The 20,342-nt window shown below is 61.4% G+C and carries 23 protein-coding genes and 1 tRNA gene; 4 read left to right on the forward strand and 20 right to left on the reverse strand.

Annotated elements, in window-relative coordinates:
* Positions 1-3: 3 nt before the first annotated feature.
* The 18 genes from THIX_RS18100 to THIX_RS18175 form a co-directional block, all read right to left on the reverse strand.
* A complete protein-coding gene (locus tag THIX_RS18100) occupies positions 4-246 on the reverse strand; it encodes a hypothetical protein (RefSeq protein WP_112487299.1) in 243 nt (80 codons plus the stop codon).
* A 66-nt stretch (positions 247-312) separates the two neighbouring features.
* On the reverse strand, positions 313-822 hold the full coding sequence (locus THIX_RS18105; RefSeq protein ID WP_112487300.1) for a hypothetical protein: 510 nt from the start codon (positions 820-822) through the stop codon (positions 313-315).
* A gap of 209 nt (positions 823-1,031) precedes the next feature.
* Complete coding sequence (locus tag THIX_RS18110; protein WP_112487301.1) at positions 1,032-1,634, reverse strand: hypothetical protein; 603 nt, start codon at positions 1,632-1,634, stop codon at positions 1,032-1,034.
* Positions 1,631-3,319, reverse strand: a complete 1,689-nt coding sequence (locus THIX_RS18115; RefSeq protein ID WP_158540947.1) for a type IV secretion system DNA-binding domain-containing protein — start codon at positions 3,317-3,319, stop codon at positions 1,631-1,633. Before THIX_RS18115 ends, THIX_RS18110 begins: the two co-directional genes overlap by 4 nt.
* Positions 3,303-4,697, reverse strand: coding sequence for an AAA family ATPase (locus tag THIX_RS18120; protein WP_112487303.1), 1,395 nt, complete (start codon positions 4,695-4,697; stop codon positions 3,303-3,305). Before THIX_RS18120 ends, THIX_RS18115 begins: the two co-directional genes overlap by 17 nt.
* Positions 4,690-5,595 (reverse strand): hypothetical protein, encoded by a 906-nt coding sequence (locus THIX_RS18125; protein WP_146748618.1) that lies wholly within the window; start codon positions 5,593-5,595, stop codon positions 4,690-4,692. Before THIX_RS18125 ends, THIX_RS18120 begins: the two co-directional genes overlap by 8 nt.
* Positions 5,596-5,669: 74 nt before the next feature.
* Entirely contained in the window at positions 5,670-6,020 is a 351-nt protein-coding gene (locus tag THIX_RS18130) for a hypothetical protein (RefSeq protein ID WP_112487305.1), read from the reverse strand.
* A gap of 10 nt (positions 6,021-6,030) precedes the next feature.
* On the reverse strand, positions 6,031-6,240 hold the full coding sequence (locus THIX_RS23195) for a hypothetical protein (RefSeq protein ID WP_146748619.1): 210 nt from the start codon (positions 6,238-6,240) through the stop codon (positions 6,031-6,033).
* A 62-nt stretch (positions 6,241-6,302) separates the two neighbouring features.
* Positions 6,303-6,746 carry a hypothetical protein gene (locus THIX_RS23200; protein WP_146748620.1) on the reverse strand — a complete coding sequence of 148 codons (444 nt, stop codon included), beginning with the start codon at positions 6,744-6,746 and terminating at the stop codon, positions 6,303-6,305.
* Positions 6,743-6,946 (reverse strand): hypothetical protein, encoded by a 204-nt coding sequence (locus tag THIX_RS24385; protein ID WP_233224621.1) that lies wholly within the window; start codon positions 6,944-6,946, stop codon positions 6,743-6,745. Before THIX_RS24385 ends, THIX_RS23200 begins: the two co-directional genes overlap by 4 nt.
* A 518-nt stretch (positions 6,947-7,464) precedes the next feature.
* Positions 7,465-7,698, reverse strand: coding sequence for a hypothetical protein (locus THIX_RS23205; protein WP_146748621.1), 234 nt, complete (start codon positions 7,696-7,698; stop codon positions 7,465-7,467).
* Between the two features lie 215 nt (positions 7,699-7,913).
* Positions 7,914-8,222, reverse strand: a complete 309-nt coding sequence (locus THIX_RS23210) for an AlpA family transcriptional regulator (protein ID WP_146748622.1) — start codon at positions 8,220-8,222, stop codon at positions 7,914-7,916.
* Between the two features lie 836 nt (positions 8,223-9,058).
* A tRNA-Ser gene (locus tag THIX_RS18150) sits at positions 9,059-9,146 on the reverse strand.
* Positions 9,147-9,187: 41 nt separating this feature from the next.
* Positions 9,188-10,525: a radical SAM family heme chaperone HemW gene (gene hemW, locus THIX_RS18155; RefSeq protein ID WP_112487309.1), complete on the reverse strand. Its 1,338-nt coding sequence runs from the start codon at positions 10,523-10,525 to the stop codon at positions 9,188-9,190.
* The gene (locus THIX_RS18160; RefSeq protein WP_112487310.1) at positions 10,522-11,286 is read right to left on the reverse strand and encodes a non-canonical purine NTP pyrophosphatase; all 765 of its coding nucleotides are present in this window, start codon (positions 11,284-11,286) and stop codon (positions 10,522-10,524) included. The genes hemW and THIX_RS18160 overlap by 4 nt, the downstream gene beginning before the upstream one ends.
* Positions 11,283-12,011: a ribonuclease PH gene (gene rph, locus THIX_RS18165; protein ID WP_112487311.1), complete on the reverse strand. Its 729-nt coding sequence runs from the start codon at positions 12,009-12,011 to the stop codon at positions 11,283-11,285. Before rph ends, THIX_RS18160 begins: the two co-directional genes overlap by 4 nt.
* A 5-nt stretch (positions 12,012-12,016) precedes the next feature.
* Entirely contained in the window at positions 12,017-12,946 is a 930-nt protein-coding gene (locus tag THIX_RS18170) for a PP2C family serine/threonine-protein phosphatase (protein ID WP_112487312.1), read from the reverse strand.
* Positions 12,943-14,013, reverse strand: coding sequence for a serine/threonine-protein kinase (locus THIX_RS18175; protein WP_112487313.1), 1,071 nt, complete (start codon positions 14,011-14,013; stop codon positions 12,943-12,945). Before THIX_RS18175 ends, THIX_RS18170 begins: the two co-directional genes overlap by 4 nt.
* Before the next feature lie 94 nt (positions 14,014-14,107).
* On the opposite strand from THIX_RS18175, the gene THIX_RS18180 reads away from it, so the two are divergent.
* The 4 genes from THIX_RS18180 to THIX_RS18195 are packed head-to-tail and all read left to right on the forward strand — an operon-like array spanning position 14,108 to position 18,339.
* Positions 14,108-15,013, forward strand: coding sequence for a YicC/YloC family endoribonuclease (locus THIX_RS18180; protein WP_371412941.1), 906 nt, complete (start codon positions 14,108-14,110; stop codon positions 15,011-15,013).
* Between the two features lie 57 nt (positions 15,014-15,070).
* Positions 15,071-15,691, forward strand: a complete 621-nt coding sequence (gene gmk, locus THIX_RS18185; RefSeq protein WP_112487315.1) for a guanylate kinase — start codon at positions 15,071-15,073, stop codon at positions 15,689-15,691.
* Positions 15,692-15,722: 31 nt separating this feature from the next.
* A complete protein-coding gene (rpoZ, locus tag THIX_RS18190) occupies positions 15,723-15,926 on the forward strand; it encodes a DNA-directed RNA polymerase subunit omega (RefSeq protein WP_112487316.1) in 204 nt (67 codons plus the stop codon).
* 49 nt (positions 15,927-15,975) lie between these two features.
* Positions 15,976-18,339, forward strand: a complete 2,364-nt coding sequence (locus tag THIX_RS18195) for a bifunctional (p)ppGpp synthetase/guanosine-3',5'-bis(diphosphate) 3'-pyrophosphohydrolase (RefSeq protein WP_112487317.1) — start codon at positions 15,976-15,978, stop codon at positions 18,337-18,339.
* Positions 18,340-18,369: 30 nt separating this feature from the next.
* Here THIX_RS18195 and greB read toward each other — a convergent pair whose 3' ends face one another.
* Positions 18,370-18,936: a transcription elongation factor GreB gene (greB, locus tag THIX_RS18200; protein WP_112487318.1), complete on the reverse strand. Its 567-nt coding sequence runs from the start codon at positions 18,934-18,936 to the stop codon at positions 18,370-18,372.
* 127 nt (positions 18,937-19,063) lie between these two features.
* On the reverse strand, positions 19,064-20,200 hold the full coding sequence (locus THIX_RS18205) for a branched-chain amino acid ABC transporter substrate-binding protein (protein ID WP_112487319.1): 1,137 nt from the start codon (positions 20,198-20,200) through the stop codon (positions 19,064-19,066).
* Between the last annotated feature and the right edge of the window lie 142 nt (positions 20,201-20,342).

Genomic DNA, 20,342 nt, shown 5'->3' on the forward strand with positions numbered 1-20,342 from the left:
GGCTTACTCCTGGCCGTCGGCGGTGAAACCGGTGGTCTGTGTTGCCGACTTCTGTGGCGCTTCCAGGATGGCACGCAGGCGCTCGGGCGTGAGGTTTTGCGAGCGAATCAATGCCAGCAAGGCGCGATCCTGCGCGTCCTTGTCGGCGCGTTGCAAAGCGGCGATGCGGGCGTCGATCTTGCGGATTTGCTCGGCGAGGCTGGAGCGCTTGGCCTGTAGTTTCTGAATTGCGGTGGCTTCGGTCATGGCTGATCCTTTCTGGACGATTCGCGAGGACGGCCCTCGCATGTGTATTCACACGGGTGCGAAATCTCAGACAGGGTTGGTCGGCCAGGATTCGGGAGGCATGCCCTTTGGCAGGCGTCCAAACTGGCGCATCGGCGTTGCCTGCGGCCACTGGCCGTAGGTCTTCCAATACGCACGGGCAACGTGCAAAAGTTGCTCTGCGTCCGAGCTTCCTGGTATGTCTTGGTCGAGCGGCAGATCAGCCAAGTAGCGGGCACGGAATTCGGAAAAACTCGGGATACGGACCTGCTCCCGCAGGTGCTCGATAAGGCTCAGAAAAGCCTCTTCCTGCTCGGCTAAACGAGATTCCAGCATGCCCACACGATCAACCAGTTCAGCGGTCTGCATGGCGGCGCGATCCATCGATTCGCTACCCGACCCGCCGGTCGATGGCGGCGGGTTTTGCGAGACATCACGGCCCAGCATGGCGATACGCCCATAGGCGCTTATGGTCATGCCAAGAGATTTGGCGATGCGCTCGATTTCCTGCTTTTCAACGGGTGACAGACGGATGCGGAATGGCATGGTTTTGCTCATGGCGGTGCTCCAAAATGCTGGACTACAGTGGAAAGCCTTGCGGCGTATGGGTTTGCAGACGATTTCGCAGAAATTTGGACTACACATGGACTACAGGCGGTAGTCCACGGCGAGCAAGCAACGACGCGGGTTTCGTGGTGTTTTGGTGTTGGCGCTTGCATCGCTAGGTGCGTCAGGTCTGTGATTAATTGCCTTTGCCGTTTGGTGGCTCATGCGAGGCTCAGAATCATGCTGATCGTCATGGCCCCGGCTGAAGCGAAAATCGCAAAATCCAGGGCTCGTGCTTGCGCTTTCGGCAGAACAATTCCGCTGCGCACGGCGACGAGGCCAAGGGCTGCGGCCATCGCTGCCGCAGCTCCGGCAAGGTGCCCTGCCGGGATCGCCTGGAGCATGCCGTAGGCCACAACGATGAGAGCCACCAGAACAGCCAACAGGCGGGCGCCCTCGCGGCCCTGGCCGTGCCCAGCAGCGAACAGTGCGGAGAGCGCGGCAAAGCCCGCGCCTGCGGCGATTGCCGCCTCGCGCTGGTCCGGTGCAATCTGCAAAACCGCCCATGCGGCGGCAGGCCACAGCAAGGCCGGCGCAGCCGATTTCAGAAACAGGCCCAGCAGGCGCAGGCTGGCACCGGCCCCGCCGGTGCTGCCACGACGCGCCCCCAGAAACAAGGGTGAGAGCAATTCGAGAACGGCCAAGGTGATGGCGACCGCCGCGGCAGCGGCGGGCGGCAGCACCAGGCCGAAATATTTGTAGGCCGCCGCACCGATCAGCAAGGCGAAAGCAAGCCTGAAAAATGCATGGAGAAAGGCGATCACGGGAACACTCCTTCATGGTCTTCGTCGACGGCGGCGTCATCCTCATCCACCTGCACTGATTCGCGCGGATGCGAAATTTCCGGCGCTGGCTCTGGCAGCGAAAATTGCGGACCATCGCGCCACGCTGCGGACTCAACGAACGCCTCGGCGATGGCAGGCGCCCTCGGGCCAAACGGCTGAATGGCCTTGCCCATCGTGTCCTCGATGTGCACCACGATTTCGATGCCTTCGCGCGTTTCCTGCAAGCCCAGCAAATCGGACGGATTGATCACCTGCTGGCGGTCGGGCATGGCCGACTTTCCAGGCAATGCGCCACCGTCCGCGGTGGATTGGTAGCGACGGATTTCGCGCTCGCCGATGCGCTTGGCCACCGCCTCGGCTGTCGTGTCAGAGACCCGGCAGTAAATCTTGGTGGACTGCATCGATAGGATGGGCGCGGCCTTTTCGCGACCGACCAGTGCGGTTAGTTGCGATTCATCCTGCAGGGCTTTCACGACCCGGACGCCGCGGCTTCGCCCAAGCTCTTCGATCTTCTGGATGTGGGGAAAGCTGTCCTTGCCCAACTGGGGAAACTCATCGAGGACGAACCACGTCCCGGATTCGTCCGGCGAGACTTCAGGCAGATCGGCGCTTGCAACGACGCTGGCTGCAAGCGCCAGGATCGATCCAAAGAGAGCTTCTGCGGCGGTCTGGTGGTTCGGGTTGTTGTTCAGGATCATCAGCGCCGGCCCATGACCTTGTAGCCAGGCACGGATGGAAAATCGCTCGCGGCTTGGGCTGTCCACTGCTGCCATTTGCGCAATCCAGCCTGTGCGTTGGGCAAGGGTGCTGAGGATGTTTTTTTCAGCCGGGCTGATGTCTCCGCCGGAGAAAAATGAGGGCATAGCGATGGGGACCTGCGGGTCCTTTGAAGCGGCCTTGTGCACCAGTTCCGCAGGATCGCCGATCAGCGCGCCATACAAATCACGCCACGTCCAGCCGAAGGGCAAGGACTGGACAAGCCCTGCGAACAGGCGCCGGGCGTTGTCATAGAAAAATCCGTTTTCCTTGGCGCCCTCGCCAACCACAATCCGGGCGAATTCTTGTGACCTGGCGAGGCTGTCCACGTCGGCGCTCGCATCCCAAATCACAGATCGGGAGTCCCAGGGGCCGAGCAGCGCAGCGCCGTTTTCAGTCCAGAGTTGGGCGGAGTAGTCACCTTTCGAATCATGGATGGCAACGCGATCACGACGAACGAGCGCTTGGGAGATAACAGAGGACAATGTGACCGTCTTCCCTGCGCCGGGCAAACCAACCAGGTAGATATGCCCGACTTCCCGTTTGCGAGCCAGCTCAACGCCACCGATGCGAAGACCTTGCACCTCTCCCCTGCCTTGCGCCGGGCTCATCAACTGGCGCTCGCGGGCCTGCAGGACACGGCGGGCGCGGGCTGGCTCCGGCAAGAATTCGACCCCGCGCAAGTGGTCGATGCTGCGCTGCGTAGCAGCGATCCAGGCCCCGACGAGTGCCCCTACGCCTGCGCTGGCCAGGCCGAAGCTCATGCGCAGCATGTCAGCAATTCCAGTTTGATGCAGACTCAGTGCAAGCCCAGAAAGGGCCGGGCTGGCGGCGGCGGTGCCGGCGATGGCGCCGGCCATCGCGCCGATGAGGATTTCTTCGGCTCGGACTTTAAGCAGTGGCTGCATGGTTGCCTCCGGTGACCGTCGATGTCTCAGCAGGCAGAACCTGCACCGCATCGCCGTGGACGGCGATGCGGACTTGCGAGTGGCCAGCACGGCGAGCGTCGAACAGCCGATCCACTACGCGCTTTTCAACGACGCGCAGCAGCTCGCGAATTCCGTACTGCTGCATGCGCTCGTGCATGGTCACGGCGTCGATCAATACGGCGGCGTCCACCTTCACCAGCTCGATTCCTGCTTCGTGGGCTAGGTGCTGAAGGGACTTCGCCACAATACGCACCATCGCAAGGCGGTCAAGGGGAGGAAAGGCATAGATTTCATCAATGCGGGCAAGCTGCTCGGGCCGGAATACGCTGGCCAGAGCGTCCTTCACCCCGATGCGGCGAACCGCAGGGTCCTGCTCGTTCTTGACCAGGTCGGCGATCTTCTGGTGTTCGGCGTTGCTGGTCAGGACGATGAGATGACCACTGGCATCCATCGTTTGCCCAGTGGACTGCTCGGTGATGCGACCTTCGTCAAAAAGTCCCATCAGCACCTTGTAGACATCTGGATGCGCTTTCTCGACCTCGTCGAACAAGATCAGGCCCGTGCGGTTACGCTGGATTCCACGGGTAAGCTGCCCGCCCTGCTCGCTCCCCACGTAGCCGGGAGGTGACCCGATCAGGCGCTGCGTGGACGATGACTCCACCATTTCGTTGCAATCGAACCGCAGCAACTTATCGACCCCGAAAATCAGGTCAGACAACGCTTTCGCCAGCTCGGTTTTGCCGGCGCCGGTTGCTCCGACGAACAGGACTACACCGAGGGGCTTGTGCTTGCGCTGCATTTCAATTCGGCGACTGATAAGGGCCACGACATCGCGCACGATGCCGTCCTGCCCGATGACAACTTCAGCCACCTCTTCCGAGGCGCCATCCACATCGAAGGGGTAAAGTGACTCAACCGCGTAGGCGGTCTGATGTTGCTGCTCCGACTCCCCATTGACGAAGGCTTGTAGCGCTTGGGGGTCGTTGACGAAATCGAAGATGCTGGGCATGAGGAGGCCTTTGAAAATGCGATGAAGAAGGATGGTGGCGGCCAAGCCGGCGAAGGCCCCGCCAAGAGCAAGCGCGAAGCGCTCCACGGCGATGCCATGGGTCAACTGGCAGAGGTTTTGCAGTGCGAGGGCTGTGCCCTCGCCTGCGACGAAAAACAGCCCAGTCAGCACGGCGGGTCGGCCCCAGAAGAATCTTTTGAGGGGCGATGGCCGGCGCCACTTTGTCCAGGCGATTCCTGCGCCTGCGGCGAGGAATCCGAGGGGCATGCCCTGAATGGCAAAGGCCAGGATGATCATGATCAGACCGACGACCGCCAGCGTCAGCCAGACCTTTGCGAGTTCAGCCATGGCTGGGCTCCTTCGGTACTGCTGGTGCGCTTGCTGGGGCTGTAGGGGACGAGGCTGGCCACAGGGGCACCAGGGCCGTCGGCACTGCCGCGGCCATAGGCTTTATGTACAGGTCTACCGTCGCCGCCTGGTCGGGCTTCTGTGTGGCCTTGCAGTCCACTTTGACGACGATTTGATGCAGCCCTGCGGCGAGGTTGACCGTGGCGCTGGACGCCTGCGGAGGAGATTTGTCAGGCCAATAGGGATTGAAGTCGCGGGCGGCTTGAAGAATGGTGTCGGCACGGCCATCGAGAGCTGCGCTCAGCGATGCGGTGGCTTTGCCTGCAAGCCGAGCTGCCAGCAGGTACTCGCCTGCCTGCGGGGCTTGAAAATACATGGAGTAGATCAGGCGGACCGGTGAGGTCGTGGTGATGAAAGGAGCCAGTTGGGTAGGGATGGCCGCGCCGATGCTGGCCGTTGCGCCCTGCTGGGTTGCGGTGCCGACCAGCGTTGGCGGCAAGATTGATTGCCCTTGGATGGGGAGACTGAATGCCTGAACCTGCCATGCGCCCGATTGCAAAGAGCCGTGCGAGGCTGGGAGGGCTGGCAGCATGGCGCTAGTCAGGGAGGTGGCAGCCAGGGCCTGAGAGGCCGCGGGAGGGGCCGCATTCACGTTGGCGGGGGTTGGCGTTGGGACAGGCTTGCCCGCTACCGCGGGGGCCGGGCCTACCGGCCCGGCCTGGGCTTGCAAGGGGGGTGGGTTGGTTTGAGGAGATGGGCTGTGGTGGGTGGCGCTGCTGGCCAGGCCGATCAGCATGGCCAGCAGCAGCAGAGAAAGGAAACCGGCGGCGCCCAGGACAAGGGGCAATGGGACGCCGAATCGATCGGCGAGCGCTTGCAATTGCGGGGGGATTTTCATGAAAGACTCCTTTTTGGGCGTGGGGCACTCCCCCACTGCCCATATTCAGCAGGGTGCGAAACCGATAACGAGGATCAGTGCAGGACTTTTCCGGTGGCGCCGGCATCAGGTTCATCGCCCTTGGTTTCTGGCGCAGGGGGCGACTGGTCTAGGAAATTGACAGGGGTTGGTATCGGGATATCCTTCGTTTCCGGGTGAGGAATACCAGATGCTTTTGGATTTTCATATTCGACCAGTTCTACTTTCTCGCCCTGCGTCGTGAAATTCCAACCCCGCCCATTCTTATCGCGGAAATTGATGTAGGCGTTGAACGAAATGGCATTCACGCCTTCTGGAAGTCGGCGGAACACGTCCCAGAGCGCCAACGCGATTTCCTCGTACGCCATCGCATTGGTTTGCGGGTCGCCGGATATTTTGACTCGCATGATTACCCCTTCAGTGTTGGTTGGACTGGCCCATGAAATGAAGACGCTCAAAGTCGAGTCGCTCTTGCACTCGGGAATATAAATTTAAGAATAGGGATGATTCTGCGGAATTCATTTGCACTTCGATCTTTTGACCTGTAGTGCGATCAATCATCGTTATCTTGTAATCCGCCGGGGAAATTGCATCAATCTCAAAGTGGCGGAATTCATTTTTATTCATAATCTTGTCCTTGGATGTTGAGCGCGTAACGTCAGCGCTCAACGATTCATCGATAGGCGTAATCAGCGATTCATCCAGCCTCGGGCGCAGAGCTTGGCGACTGCTGCTCGCCTAGCACGATCAATCCGCTCCTTTTTTGTAGGGTCTGGCAGTTCGGGGAATTTCGCAGGCTGATGCTCCGGGTGATACTTGGGCCTGCATAGCGCATAAAATGTTGGCCAATTCAATATCTGATTTTGGTCAAGGCTTCGTAAATTTCTAATTCCGGCCTCCACCTCTGCGTCAGTCAGCCCAGTTATCGCGATCTGCAATGCCCAAGCATCGACCCAGGCTCGCGCTGAATACTCATTTTTGGCCGCAGCAGCAACCGCAACGAAGAGCGGCGCGAGCTGAGAAAGCAGTCCCTCTGCGATAATTCCTGCCGCGTCGATCGCCGCACGTTCGAAATCTCCATTTCTGCGTTCCTCCGTGCCGAAATGAAATCGAACAGATGAAATCTTTTTCATTTTGATTCCTCACTATGACTTGAATTTGAGAAGAAAATATTTCTATTCGCCGGCGCGAACTTGGCCCAGGCGGGCGCATTTTCTTGAGCAGAACTCGAATTACTTGAATTCGACTTGCCATTCAGGATTCGAAGGACGGCGCTCGGGAAGGCTCGGCCTTGGCGCTCATGTGCCTGAGCGGAGCGCACGGCATCGAGCACGGTGGGCTCTGGGTACTCTCTGATCCTCGTCAGCGCCGCCTGGTCCCGGGGGTCGCCGGGCCGGTGCAAGATTCCATTCTGGTCAGGCTGAAGGCCACGGCCCCCGCGCGCTCTCTGAGCGGAGCGAAGAGAGTTTTCTTTTTCTTTTTCATGGGTCTCATCAGGTGAGAGGGCTGCCCTCTCACCTAGTGATAGGCCTGCCCTCTCATTCCGTGCCCTCTCATGGGGTGATAGGTCTGGCCTCTCATCAGGTGATGTGGCTTGTGCCAGACAGGTGAGTTCCCAGGTCACTGCGCGGCCGCCCCACTCAGCTCGGCGGATCAACCCACCGTGCTCCAGCTGTTTCAGAATGCGACGGGTTTGAACTTCGCTTAGGCCTGCGTGCTGCGCCAACTTGGCCAAGCTGGCGCAGCACGTCGAGGCTGCTTTTTCCCTGGTGTTCCATGCCAGAGCGAACATCACCAATCGAGGGGAGGCCTTTACTTGAAGCGAGGCCACAGCCTCCATCGCTGCGATGCTCATAGCTCTTCCTCGCAGAACAGGTCCTGCTGGCCCGCCGCCAGTTCTCGCCTCTGCCTGGCCCTGATCTGCTGGCCACGGCGCGGGGATAGCCCCAAGCTCCGCGCCAGCTCGGCGCCTGGGGCGTGCTGCAGGGAGTCCAGCAGCGCCGCCGACCCCGCGAGCGCGACCTCTGCCTGGGTGGACAACGAGGCCGCCTCAAGGGCTTCCAGCAAGGCCAGGGGGTCTTCCAAGCCGCCGACCAGTTCTGCTGGGTCAAGCTGGCATGACTGGGGAAGATGATCAGGCCAGCTTGACCCAAAGCTGCGAGCCGCGTTTCTAGCCCTGCTCCTCGCCTGTTTTTTAGTCAGACCGTCCCCCCAAGCTAGGAAGGCGCCCGCAGGGTCGATATATTTGCCAAGATACTTCCGTGCCTCTGGCGGCAAGGCTGCAGTCAGCACGGCGGGGTTCATTTGGACACCCCGCGGCTTGATACTTTGGTGGGGCGCCCAGGGAGACGCGGCTCGGAAGTCACTTCCGCGGCCGCGAGGGTTTCCTTGCCAAGGTTGTCCACCCAGCCTTGGATTTCAGCTGTTTTGTAGCGGAGCGCCTTGGGCGTTACCTTGACCGGAGTTGGCCAGCCGGCAGGTACTGGGCGCTGCCTATAGGTCCACTGCCTGATCAGGCTTTCCGAGAATCCAATGAAACCCGCTGTCTGCTTGATGTTGAGCAGCGCGGGAGGCCGCGAAAAACTTATTTGATTGTGTTGAGTGTGCATGCTGCACTCCGTCTGGAAGTGCAGCCCCTGAAATTTTCATCAGGAGGCGCCCGCGCGAGTCGCGGGGCTGCGATCAGCCCGCGCAGGCGCGGGTTGCTTGGGGCCTCTGCGCAATCAAGCGCGGGGCGAGGCAGAGGTGTGGGAGATGGTGGCTCTTCATCTGCTCAGCGGGCCGAGAAACGCGGCGCCGGTGATGATTTCTGGCGGCCTCAAACGCAACGACCGCCAGCAAGAACAAAAACTGGGCGAGCTTGGCCACCAAAAGCAGCCACTGAAAGTTGGGCGACGACGATCTCGTAACGCCTTGCGGCATCGTCCTTCCCTCGTTTGTGCTGCACAGCAACCCGGCTCGATCTAGATCCTCGTCGCGCACAACCGGACCGAATCGCCCTGAAGTTTTTTTAACCAGGGCCCGCGCCATCGCAACCCTGGTCTCAATTGGGAATACCCCATCAGTCCCCTTGCGCGAACTTTCGCAAGAGTCCCACATACTGATGGCTAAGCGCGTTTGCACTACATCCAGCCGCGCCCAGGCCCTATAGGGCGCTGAGCGGCGTTGACTGCGCGTGCTATTTTTTTCCATGCTGTTATTGCACCATATTCATGGCATATCGTCAACACATCGAAGTTTTTCTGTTATTGATTTCTATTTTTTGTCTAAAAATATGGATATCCGTGCGTTACAGCGGTACGCGCGCTCGTGGGACAACTACGGGACAAACATCAGTGATACGAATGTGGCACTCATGGGGCACACTTGGGACACTCGCCAGTTTTGGGACGCAAAAAAGCCCGCACGAGGCGGGCTGAAAATTTCATCTAACTTATTGATTTATTGGCGGAAGCGGTGAGATTCGAACTCACGGACCCTTTCGAGTCGCCGGTTTTCAAGACCGGTGCAATCGACCACTCTGCCACGCTTCCGAAGGAGCGCGATTGTAGGCGGGCTCCGAGATTGGCCTGCTTCAAACTGTTGAGTCGGGGATGCGCCCTGCATCGCGCGAGTTGCTTGCGGCTGATGGCAGAAACAGGGTCAAGACCTCGTTGAGCAGTTCCCATCCTCTCGGCGTGGCGGCAATGCGGTCGGGTGTTTCGTGCAGCAATCCGAGTCGCACGGCTTGCTGCAGCCCGGGGTAGAGGGTGGATAAGGGCAAGCCGGTGCGTCGGGTGTACAGCTCGGGATTGAAACCCTCGCGCAGGCGCAGGGCGTTCAGCAGGAATTCGAACGGGAGTTCACGTCGTGTCACATCGTGCTCGGCTTCCATGGCCGCGCCCGACAAGGCTTGCTGCATATAGCGCTCGGGCTGGCGCCAGCGGGTTTGGCGGACGATGCGGTGGGCGAAACTCAGCTTGGAATGCGCACCAGCGCCAAGCCCCAAGTAATCGCCAAACTCCCAGTAGTTGCGGTTGTGCCGGCTGGTGTGCCCGGGGCGCCCGTAGGCCGACACCTCGTAGCGCTCCAAACCCGCGCTCTGCGCCGCCTCGGCCACGGCCTGCTGCATGTCGGCAGCCAGGTCGGCGTCCGGCAACTGCTCGGGTGGACGCTTGGCAAACGGGGTTTGCGGCTCGAGCGTGAGTTGGTAGAGCGAGAGGTGAGGCGGCTTGTAGGCGAGCGCCTGCTGCACCTCGGCCACCGCCTGCTCCAGGCTTTGGCCGGGCAGCGCGAACATCAGGTCGATGTTGAAGGTGGGAACGACGCGGCTTGCCTCTTCGATGGCGGCCCGGGCTTGCGCGGCGTCGTGGACGCGGCCGAGGATGCGGAGTTTGGCTTCATCGAAGCTCTGCACGCCGATGGACAGGCGATTGACGCCCGCTTGGGCGTAGGCGGCGAAGCGGGCGCGCTCGAAGGTGCCGGGGTTGGCTTCGAGGGTGATTTCTGCATCGGGGGCCAAGGCGACGCGAGCCCGCACCTGGGCCAGCAGGGCATCGATGGCGTCGGGCGAGAACAGGCTGGGGGTGCCACCGCCGATGAAGATGCTCGCGATGCGACGCCCCCAGATGAATGGCAGCGCGACATCCAGGTCAGCCATCAAGGCCTGCACATAGCGCTGCTCGGGAATGGCCGATTCAGCTCCGCGCCATTCATGCGAGTTGAAGTCGCAGTAGGGGCATTTGCGCAGGCACCAGGGCAGGTGCACGTACAAGGCCAGCGGTGGAAGGGCCTGGAGTTGCAGGGTACCGGCACGCATGTAGTGCGGCAGGCGCGCGGCTGCGTCCTGCAATGGCAATTCGCCGACGGGCCTTGCATCATCCACCAGCGCACGCTCGGCTTGCGGGTGAATGGGAATGACTGGGCCGCTCATGGCTGGCCGCCGGGCGCCTGCTTGGTGCCAATACGCCAAAAGGCCTGCAGCAACTGCACGAGTTGCCGTGCGGCGCGGGCACGATGGCTGATGCTGTTCTTGTGTTCCGCCGGGATCTGGGCCAAGGTGAGGTTCACATCGGGCAGCAGGAACAAGGGGTCGTAGCCAAAGCCTCCCTCGCCTGCGGTTTCAAGCGCAATGCGGCCATGCAGCCAACCATGGGCGATGAGCGGCTCTGGGTCGCTCGCATGGCGCACGGCGGCAAACACGCAGATGAAGTGGGCGCGACGCTCGGTCACCGTGCCCAATTCCCGCAACAGCTTGCTGTTATTGGCTTGGTCCTGCGCGCTGCGGCTGCGTTGGCCGCTTTCAAGTTCGCCATCCACAGGAGAAAACGCCGTGCCGCCCCAAGTTTTCTCATCCCCCTCGGGGGAGCCTGATGCGAAGCGGCAGGTCTGGGGGCGATCTTCTTGCGCGAAGCGGGCGGAATGCACACCGGGGGCACCGGCGAGCGCCTGAACGCACAGCCCGGAATCATCGGCCAGCGCTGGAAGACCGGTCTGCGCCGAGGCATGCCGGGCCTTGGCCAAGGCGTTTTCGATGAAGGTGGCGTGGGGCTCGGGGCATTCGCTGACGTTCCAGTCCGCCTGCAAAGCCAGGTTCAGGTCCAGCCCCTGCAGCAACGCCTGGAATTCACGCCATTTGCCCGCGTTGCCAGTGGCCAGCACGAGGCATGGCCTGTCGCCTGCAACCACCTTCATGCCAAGCCGAGCGCCTGCCTCTGCAAGCCGATGAGGTGTCCGATGCCAAGCTGCGCCGCGTCCACCAGCGTATCGAGTTGGCCGCGCTGGAAAGGCTCGCCCTCGGCCGTGCCCTGCACTTCCACCAAGCCGCCGGAGGCGGTGCAGACCACGTTCATGTCGCAATCGCAGGTGGAGTCTTCGTCATAGGCGAGGTCGAGCAGGGTTTCGCCGCCGAGCAGGCCGACGGACACGGCTGCGACCAATTCGCGCATGGGATTGCGCTCGATCCTGCCCTGGCGCAGCAACCAGGAGCAGGCATCCCAGGCCGCCACGGCGGCACCGGTGATGGCGGCGGTGCGGGTGCCGCCATCGGCCTGCAGGACATCGCAGTCGAGCAGAATCTGGCGCTCGCCCAAGGCACCGAAGTCGAACACGCTGCGCAGGCTGCGGCCAATCAGGCGCTGGATCTCTTCCGTGCGCCCCTGTGGACGCCCGCGCTTGACCTCGCGGTCGCTACGCGTGTGGGTGGAGCGCGGCAGCATGCTGTATTCAGCCGTGACCCAGCCCTTGCCACTGTTGCGGCGATGTGGCGGAACGCGCTCTTCGACACTTGCCGTGCACAGCACCCGGGTGCGGCCGAACTCGACCAACACCGACCCCTCGGCATGGCAGGTGTACTGGCGGGTAAAGCGTACGGGACGCAAGGCGTTGGCTGCGCGAGCGTCGGAACGGGAATAGGACATGGAGTTTATTTTTTCGCCGCGGCGCGACGGATGGCTTCGTTGATTTCGGCGATGGAACGCTCGATGGCGGCATCGTCCAATTCGTCGATTTGCATATCGGGCAGGCCCGACTGGAAGGTGGAGGCGAACACGCCGGGCCGGATGCCTTCGGTGCTCACGCCCTGCGTGGTTTCGCGCTCGGCCTCGGCTTCCCACTCCATGGCCAAGGCGGTGACGTTGTCGGACTCGGCGGCATTTTGCCGCAGCGCCAACTCGACCATCTCAGGCACGGCATCCGACAACACACGATCACTCAGCAATCGCACGATGGTGGCCTCGGGCAACTGGCTCCACAAGCCGTCGGAGCACAGCATCACCATGTCGCCCGAACGCAGGGTCTGGGGCACGCCGATTTCGACGAAGGGCAGTTGCGGCGAACCCAGGCAGGTGTAAAGCACGTTGCGATTGACCGGAGCACCTTCCACGGTGGCATCGAGCACCTTGGTCTCGCGCACGGCGCGCAACATGCGTTGCTCGGCATGGGAGTGATCGCGCGTGCGCGTGAGCAGCGCACCGTTGCGCACGAAGTAGAGCCGTGAATCACCCACATGCGCCCACTGCGCCACGCCCGCTTGCAACACGCAAAGCACTACGGTGGTCCGCGGGTAATCGCTCAGACTGTGGGCTTTGGCGTAGCGTTGAATTTGTTCATGTGCGGCCAAAATCGCTCGGCGCAGGAAGGTGCGAACGTCGTCGAGCGCCGGCTTGGCCTCGCGCTGGAACATCGCCGCGATGGTCTGCAAGGCGAGTTGCGCCGCCATGTCGCCACGGGGGTGGCCGCCCATGCCGTCCGCCAGACCCAGCAACACGCTGTCGTGCGTGTAGCAATAACCCATGCGGTCTTCATTGGCCATGCGAGCACCGCGTCGGCTGACCTGATAGACAGAGAATTTCATGATTTGTCGCGCCCAGCCGGTGTCCGCTCACGCCCGCCCACCACCGGGCCCATGCGGGTTGCCCCACCCATGCGCGTGACCTGCTTGGCCTTGTCCACGCGAGCCTTGGTGTCGTGCACCAGTTCGTCAATTTGCATGCGCAGTTTTTCGCTGAGCGTGAGTTGGGTATAGCGCCGCGGATTCTCGGCGCCGAGTTCTTTTTGCAGGTTGAACACGCTTTGTGGCCGTGCCAGGGGGTCCAGCGACATGCACCATTCGACAATCTCGATCAGGTTGTCCGAATAGACGCCGCGCAGCTTCGAGAGCTGCATGGGCAGTCGGTCCTTCTCCAGGCGCTGCGTCGCTTCGTAAGGCGGGTAGCCGGTCATCGACGCATAGATGCAGGCGCCGACGGAATAAATATCGGTCCAGGGGCCGAAGGACGCATCCCGCTTGTACATCTCCGGGGCGGCGAAACCGGGCGTGTACATGGGCCGAAAGCGCTTGTCCTGCTGGCCCAGCACTTCACGAGCGGCGCCGAAATCGATGAGGATGGGCTTGTCGTCGTCGGTGATGAACAGGTTGGCCGGTTTGATGTCCAGGTGCAGCATCTTGTGCTGATGCACCACGCGCAAGCCCTGAAGGATTTCGTCGTACAGCGAGCGGATGGTCGACTCGCGGAAAATCTTCTTGCGTTTGAGTTCACGCGCGGTGATGACGAACTCCTGCAGCGACGAGCCCTCCAGGTAATTCATCACCATGTAAACGGTTTCGTTCTCGCGGAAAAAATTCAGCACCCCGACGACACTAGGGTGGGAAATTTGCGCGAGCGACCGCCCTTCCTCGAAAAAACTCTTGAGACCGAGCCGGTAAAGCGCCAGCTTCTCCGGGTGCGCAATGGGCACCATTTCGCCGGCTGCGCGCTCCACCAGGGATGCCGGCAGGTACTCCTTGATCGCCACGCGCTGGCCGTCGGGCGTGAGCGCGAGATAGACCACGCCGAAGCCGCCGCTGGCGAGCTTGCGCAAGATGCGGTAGCCGCCGACTTGGATATCGGGCTCGAGTGGTGCGGGTTTGGCTTTCGACATATGGCGTGAAAACGGCAGGAATGCCCGACTGGTGAATTCCCGGCTGGCGGCCCACACTGTGGAAAAATGCGGCGTCCAAACCAGGGAGCGCCGAGTGAAATTACTTTATAGCATGACCGGTTACGCTGAAGTCAGCGTGGCTGTCGCAGGCGCACAACCTCCACTTGCCGTTCGTCTGGAATTGCGCAGTGTGAACAGCCGGTTTCTCGATCTGATGTTCCGTCTGCCCGACGAATTGCGGGCCAGCGAAGCCTCGGTACGCGTGCTTTTGACCCAGCAACTGCGCCGCGGCAAGGTGGAATGCCGCATCAATCTGGACGAGGCACAGTCCGCACAAGCCCTACCCGATCTGCAACAGATCGAACCGTTGCTGCAGGCCGAAGCCGTTCTGCTCAAGCGCGCACCCCATTTGCGCAGCCTTTCCGTGGCCGATGTCTGGCGCCTGAGTGCTGCGCAACAGCTACAGCCGCATGCGGACCCCGCCATGCTGACTCAAGCCATGCAGCGCGCAGCCGAAGCGGCCCTGATCGCCCTGCAGGCAGCGCGCTCGGCCGAGGGTGAGCGTCTGCGGAGTTTTTTGCTGGACCGCTGCGCCCAACTGCAGCAGTGGGCGCTGGCGGCCGAGCAAGTGGCGCCGCAAGCCGTGGCCCGGCTGCAGGAGCGCTTCATGACCCGCTGGAACGAGGCGCTGCAGGCTCTGGGCGGCAGCCCTGATCCAGAGGCAGTACGAGATCGCCTGCTGCAGGAAACCACGGCATTCGCCCTTCGGGTCGACGTTGCCGAGGAAATCAGCCGTCTACAATCACATCTCGATGCCATTCGCAAGGTCCTCGACGAAGGTGGAGAAGTCGGCAAACGCCTGGACTTCCTGATCCAGGAATTGCACCGTGAAGCCAACACCCTGGGTTCAAAGTCGGCCGTGCTCGAACTCAGCGAGTTGGCGGTTCACATGAAGGTTTGCATCGAACAGATGCGCGAGCAGGTGCAAAACCTCGAATAGAGCACCGAGCACCCGGGTCCTTTTGCCACAACAACCCCCTAGCCAAGATCCCCACGCATGGACTTCCCGGGCAATTTGTTCGTCGTCGCAGCCCCCAGTGGCGCCGGAAAATCCAGCCTGGTGCAAAAACTGCTGTCGAAGGACAAGGGGATCCAGTTGTCCATTTCCTACACCACGCGCGCTCCGCGTGGCCAGGAACTGGATGGTCGGGAATACGTCTTTGTCGATCGCGCTGAATTTCAGCGCCGTATCGACGCCGGGGACTTTCTCGAATGGGCCGAAGTGCATGGCAACCTCTATGGCACGTCGCGGCATTGGCTGCGGCAGCGCATGGCCCAAGGCGTGGATGTGATGCTGGAAATCGACTGGCAAGGCGCCGAGCAGGTCAAGCGCCAGTTCAGCAATGCGGTGAGCGTCTATCTGCTGCCGCCTTCGTTCGAGGAACTGGAAGCACGCTTGCAGCGGCGCGGCGAGGACGCTGCCGATGTCATTGCCCGCCGGCTGCGCGATGCGCGGCTGGAAACGCCGCACGCCAGCACCTTCGACTTTATAATTGTGAATCACGACTTTGCTCATGCGCTACGTGATTTGCAGTCCATCGTTGCCGCACAGCGCTTGCGGTACTCGGCCCAGCGCCGCGCGCATCCCGAAGTGTTCAAGGCACTCGGCATACTCTGAGCACCTCGCTCCCAACCTCACTGGAAAGACAATGGCCCGTATCACCGTTGAAGATTGCCTGGAAAAAATCCCCAATCGCTTCCAGCTCGTTCTGGCCGCGACCTACCGCGCGCGCATGCTGGCCCAGGGCCACACGCCCAAGATCGAAACCCGCGACAAGCCCGTCGTCACGGCTCTGCGCGAAATCGCCGCGGGTCAGGTCGGCATTGAAATGCTCAAGCGCGTTCCTGCCTGACCGCCGCCTCAACCTGCCGGGTGTGCGGTGCCCTTGATGAGCCCTCGTCATGCAAAGCCGCCCGCCCGCAACAAGCAGTTCGCCTGCCCCCCGTCATCGCCCAGTCGTCCGGCGTAAGGCGGTGGTGGTTCCCAATTCCACGGGGGTGGAGAATGCAGGCGGCGCGACCGAAGGCGTTTCCGCCGACAAACCCCTGGCCGTGAGCCTGGCGGGCTTGCTGGAGAAGCTGGGAAGCTACCTGCCGGAAGCCGATCTTCAGCAAATTCGGTCTGCCTACCGGTTTGCCGATGCGGCGCATCTCGGGCAATACCGCGCCAGTGGCGAACCGTACATTTCCCACCCGGTCGCCGTTGCCGAGATCTGCGCCGAATGGAAGCTCGACACCCAGGCCCTGATGGCCGCCCTGCTGCATGACACGGCGGAGGACAAGGGCATTACCCAGGGGGAGTTGATCGAGCACTTCGGCCCCACCGTGGCGGTGCTGGTGGATGGCTTGACCAAGCTGGACAAGATTCAGTTCTCCAACCGTGAGGAGAACCAGGCTGAGAGCTTTCGCAAGATGCTGCTGGCCATGGCGCGCGACATCCGCGTCATCCTGATCAAACTCGCCGACCGTCTCCACAATATGCGCACCCTCGGTGCGATGGCGCCAGACAAACGCCGACGCATTGCCACCGAGACCATGGATATCTACGCGCCGATCGCGTATCGGCTCGGGCTGAATCAGGTGTACCGGGAATTGCAAGACCTGGGCTTTCTGCATGGCCACCCCATGCGCTACGCCGTGCTCATTCAAGCGCTGAAGGTTGCGCGTGGCAACCGCCGCGATCTGGTGGACAAGATTCTGGCCGCGACCACCAAGTCGTTTGCAGACGCCGGCATCGCCGTGCAGTTGCACGGCCGGGAAAAAACACTCTACTCCATCTACCGCAAGATGCAGCGCAAGCACAGGTCGTTCGCGCATGTGCAAGACATCTTCGGCTTTCGCGTCATTGTGTCCGACGTGCTGGACTGCTATCGAGCCCTGGGAGTGCTGCATGCGCAGTACAAGCCCATGCCAGGCAAGTTCGAGGACTTCATCGCCATTCCCAAGCTCAATGGCTACCAGTCCCTGCACACCACGCTGATCGGCCCGACCGGGGCACCGGTGGAGTTTCAAATTCGCACCGAGGCCATGCACCGGGTGGCCGAGAGCGGTGTGGCAGCGCACTGGCTGTACAAGACCGGCAATGGCGCGGAAGCCATCGCCCAGGTCAGTACCGCGGCATGGCTGCAATCGCTGCTCGACATCCAGAACGAGAACCGGGACGCGGCGGAATTCATCGAAACCGTGAAAGTGGATCTGGCACCGGATGCGGTGTATGTGTTCACGCCCAAATCGCGCATCCTGGCTCTTCCCCGTGGTGCCACGCCGGTGGATTTTTCCTATGCCGTGCATACCGACCTCGGCAACCAGACCGTGGCCGCCAAGGTCAACGGCGAACTGGTGCCGTTGCGTACCGAACTGCACAGCGGCGATGTGGTGGAAATCGTCACCGCCCCGCACTCCCGCCCCAACCCCAACTGGCTGAGCTTTGTGCGCACCGGACGCGCGCGTTCGAAGATTCGCCATGAACTCAAGGTTTCGCAGCAGGCCGAATCGCAAGATCTGGGCAAACGGCTTCTCGGCCGCGCCATGGTCCAGGAAGGTCGGAATCTGGACGATCTGACGAGCGGGGACTGGAGCCGGCTGCTGCACTGGAGCGGCAGCAAGAGCCAGGAGGAGTTGTTCAGCGACATTGGACTGGGCAAACGCGTTGCTGAAATCGTCGCCAAGCGCGCCTGCATGCAAGGTGGCCATGGCCAAGCCAAACCGAAACATATGCCGGATCAGGCTGAAACTGCCTCGTCCCCGAATGCCGGGGAAATCGCTGCACCCCCGACACCCAACATCGCGGAAAATACCCCCCGCACGGCGCTGCAACTCGACGGCAGTGAAGGCACATCGGTGCATTACGCCGATTGCTGCCACCCCATTCCGGGTGACGCGGTGCTTGGCTATCTCGGCAAAGGCGAGGGCCTGACGGTCCACCAACAGGACTGCCCGCAGGCGCGGCGCCTGTTCCAGAAGCACCCGCGAAGCTGGATCGACCTGAGTTGGTCGCCCGCCGTCGCCGGTCTGTATCAGGTCGGCATGGCGGTCATCGTCAACAACGGCAAGGGAGTGCTGGCCAAACTGGCGGCCGCCATCAGCGAGCACGACGCCGACATCATCCATGTGACGATGGACGACGACTCGGGTCAGCCCACGATCGAACTGCGCTTCATTCTTGCCGTACGCGACCGCAAACATCTGGCCGACATTTTGCGGGCCGTGCGCACGCACAAGTTCGTGGTCAGGGCGGGGCGCGGCAAACCTCGCCAAAATGGCTAGGGCTCTGGGCCTTCATCGAAGCCTGCGTGCTCAAACCCCTGGTTCTGGGTAAGTCACTTCGAGAATTTCAAGCTGCAGCAGACCTCCGGGTGTGGGCAGGCTGACGACGTCGCCCTCGCGCGACTTGAGCAAAGCGCGCGCCACCGGGGAGATCCAGCTGATGCGGCCACGCTCCAGGTCCACTTCGTCCGCACCGACGATCGTGACCGAACGCTCGACACCCTGATTTTCCGCATAGCGCACCGTGGCACCGAAAAAGATCTGGTCGTTGCCGTGCTGGCCCGATGGGTCCACCACTTCGGCCGAATCGAGACGCTTGGTCAAGAAGCGAATGCGCCGGTCGATCTCACGCAGCCGTTTTTTCCCGTAGATGTAGTCGCCGTTCTCGGAGCGATCGCCGTTGGAAGCTGCCCAGGACACGATCTCGACGACTTTGGGTCGATCGCGTTCGATCAAGTCCTTGATCTCTTCGCGCAGCCGGCTGAAGCCGGCAGGGGTGATGTAATTTTTGCTTCCCGCCGGCAAGTCGGGCAAGCGCACCTCGTCATCGTCGTCCTGCTCGGGCGATGTGTCCTCGCGGGTGAAAGCCTTGTTCATCTCGTCGAACCCCAGGGATGGCCCAGGCAAAGCTGGCCCCAACAAAAAACGCCCGTCAAGGGCGTTTCAAATCTGACGCTGCCACGCGGAATGCAGGCCGGCTGGCCGGCTGCATTCCGCAGGAACTTCACTTCACGGATTCGACAGCAACAACCTTCTTCACACCGTTATCGAAAGTCGACAGGGTGATGGTGGGCTGAGCCAGATTACCGTCAGCCATGAAATGGATGTCTTTCTTGGTCACGCCGTTGTAGTCGATCTTCCGAATGAACGGCAGGTACTTCGCCGGCTCGACCGACTTGGCCTTTTCCATGGCCGTGGCTAGCACCATGGTGGCGTCGTAGGAATACGGCGAGTAGATCTGGAAGGCACTGGCGCCGAACTCGGCGTCATAGCGCTTCTTCCAGGCATCGCCACCTGGCATTTGCGAGAGCGGTGAACCGCCTTCGGCACAAACCGTCACGTCGGCTGCTTTGCCGGCCAGCTTGGCCAACTCAGGCGCACAGATGCCGTCGCCACCCATGAACTTGGCCTTGATGCCAAGTTGTTCCATCTGGCGCAGCATCGGGCCAGCCTGGGTGTACATGCCGCCATAGAAAATCACGTCGGGATTGGCCGCCTTGATCTTGGTCAGAATGGCGGAGAAGTCGGTGGCCTTGTCGTTGGTGTATTCACGATCCAGCACTTTCATGCCATCTTTCTGCGCCGTTTTGGCGAACACGTCCGCCACGCCCTGGCCATAAGCCGTTCGGTCGTCGATCACGGCAACGGTCTTGGCCTTCATCTGGTTTTTGGCATAGTTCGCCAGGCCAGCACCCAGGGCATTGTCATTGGCGATGATGCGGAAGAAGGTCTTGAAGCCTTGCTCGGCAATCTTCGGATCGGTCGACGACGGGGTGATGTTGGGGATGCCGGCATTGTTGTAGATGCGCGAGGCGGGGTAGGTGCAGCCGGAATTCAGGTGACCCACGACGCCATTGACCTTCTCGTCAACAAACTTTTGCGCCACCGAGGTGGCTTGTTTCGGATCGGCCTGATCGTCTTGCGCGTCGATTTTCCAGATCACCTTCTTGCCGCCGATCGAGATGTTTTTCTTGTTCAGATCGTTGATGGCCATGCGAACACCATTGGTGTTGTCCTGCCCATAGGCGGCCTGCGGGCCGGACATCGGCGCTGCACTGCCAATGATCACGGTCACATCATCGGCCGCATAAGCGGTGCCAATAGCCAGGGACAAGCCCAAAAGGGCATATTTCAGTTTCATGAATGAGCCTCCAGAAGGATATAAAAGTTGCTGTCAGTCAGGTGATTCCCAACGGAGCGATACATTAGCTGAAACATGCTGAAATGAACAGCATGGTTTTCGACGCTGATTCAGCCTTGTTGCATTCAGGACAACGGGGCCG

The organism is Thiomonas sp. X19 (assembly GCF_900089495.1).
Classification (GTDB): Bacteria; Pseudomonadota; Gammaproteobacteria; order Burkholderiales; family Burkholderiaceae_C; genus Thiomonas_A.

Coding starts and splice junctions, on each gene's coding strand:
- THIX_RS18175 (WP_112487313.1), bottom strand. CDS start 14,013: ATGTCGAAAGCCAAACCCGCACCACTCGAGCCCGATATCCAAGTCGGC.
- THIX_RS18115 (WP_158540947.1), bottom strand. CDS start 3,319: ATGCAGCCACTGCTTAAAGTCCGAGCCGAAGAAATCCTCATCGGCGCG.
- THIX_RS18105 (WP_112487300.1), bottom strand. CDS start 822: ATGAGCAAAACCATGCCATTCCGCATCCGTCTGTCACCCGTTGAAAAG.
- THIX_RS18170 (WP_112487312.1), bottom strand. CDS start 12,946: ATGAAATTCTCTGTCTATCAGGTCAGCCGACGCGGTGCTCGCATGGCC.
- THIX_RS18205 (WP_112487319.1), bottom strand. CDS start 20,200: ATGAAACTGAAATATGCCCTTTTGGGCTTGTCCCTGGCTATTGGCACC.
- THIX_RS23200 (WP_146748620.1), bottom strand. CDS start 6,746: ATGAAAAAGATTTCATCTGTTCGATTTCATTTCGGCACGGAGGAACGC.
- THIX_RS18130 (WP_112487305.1), bottom strand. CDS start 6,020: ATGCGAGTCAAAATATCCGGCGACCCGCAAACCAATGCGATGGCGTAC.
- rph (WP_112487311.1), bottom strand. CDS start 12,011: ATGTCCTATTCCCGTTCCGACGCTCGCGCAGCCAACGCCTTGCGTCCC.
- THIX_RS23210 (WP_146748622.1), bottom strand. CDS start 8,222: ATGCACACTCAACACAATCAAATAAGTTTTTCGCGGCCTCCCGCGCTG.
- rpoZ (WP_112487316.1), top strand. CDS start 15,723: ATGGCCCGTATCACCGTTGAAGATTGCCTGGAAAAAATCCCCAATCGC.
- greB (WP_112487318.1), bottom strand. CDS start 18,936: ATGAACAAGGCTTTCACCCGCGAGGACACATCGCCCGAGCAGGACGAC.
- THIX_RS18100 (WP_112487299.1), bottom strand. CDS start 246: ATGACCGAAGCCACCGCAATTCAGAAACTACAGGCCAAGCGCTCCAGC.
- THIX_RS18195 (WP_112487317.1), top strand. CDS start 15,976: ATGCAAAGCCGCCCGCCCGCAACAAGCAGTTCGCCTGCCCCCCGTCAT.
- THIX_RS23195 (WP_146748619.1), bottom strand. CDS start 6,240: ATGAATAAAAATGAATTCCGCCACTTTGAGATTGATGCAATTTCCCCG.
- gmk (WP_112487315.1), top strand. CDS start 15,071: ATGGACTTCCCGGGCAATTTGTTCGTCGTCGCAGCCCCCAGTGGCGCC.
- THIX_RS18120 (WP_112487303.1), bottom strand. CDS start 4,697: ATGGCTGAACTCGCAAAGGTCTGGCTGACGCTGGCGGTCGTCGGTCTG.
- THIX_RS18160 (WP_112487310.1), bottom strand. CDS start 11,286: ATGAAGGTGGTTGCAGGCGACAGGCCATGCCTCGTGCTGGCCACTGGC.
- THIX_RS18125 (WP_146748618.1), bottom strand. CDS start 5,595: ATGAAAATCCCCCCGCAATTGCAAGCGCTCGCCGATCGATTCGGCGTC.
- hemW (WP_112487309.1), bottom strand. CDS start 10,525: ATGAGCGGCCCAGTCATTCCCATTCACCCGCAAGCCGAGCGTGCGCTG.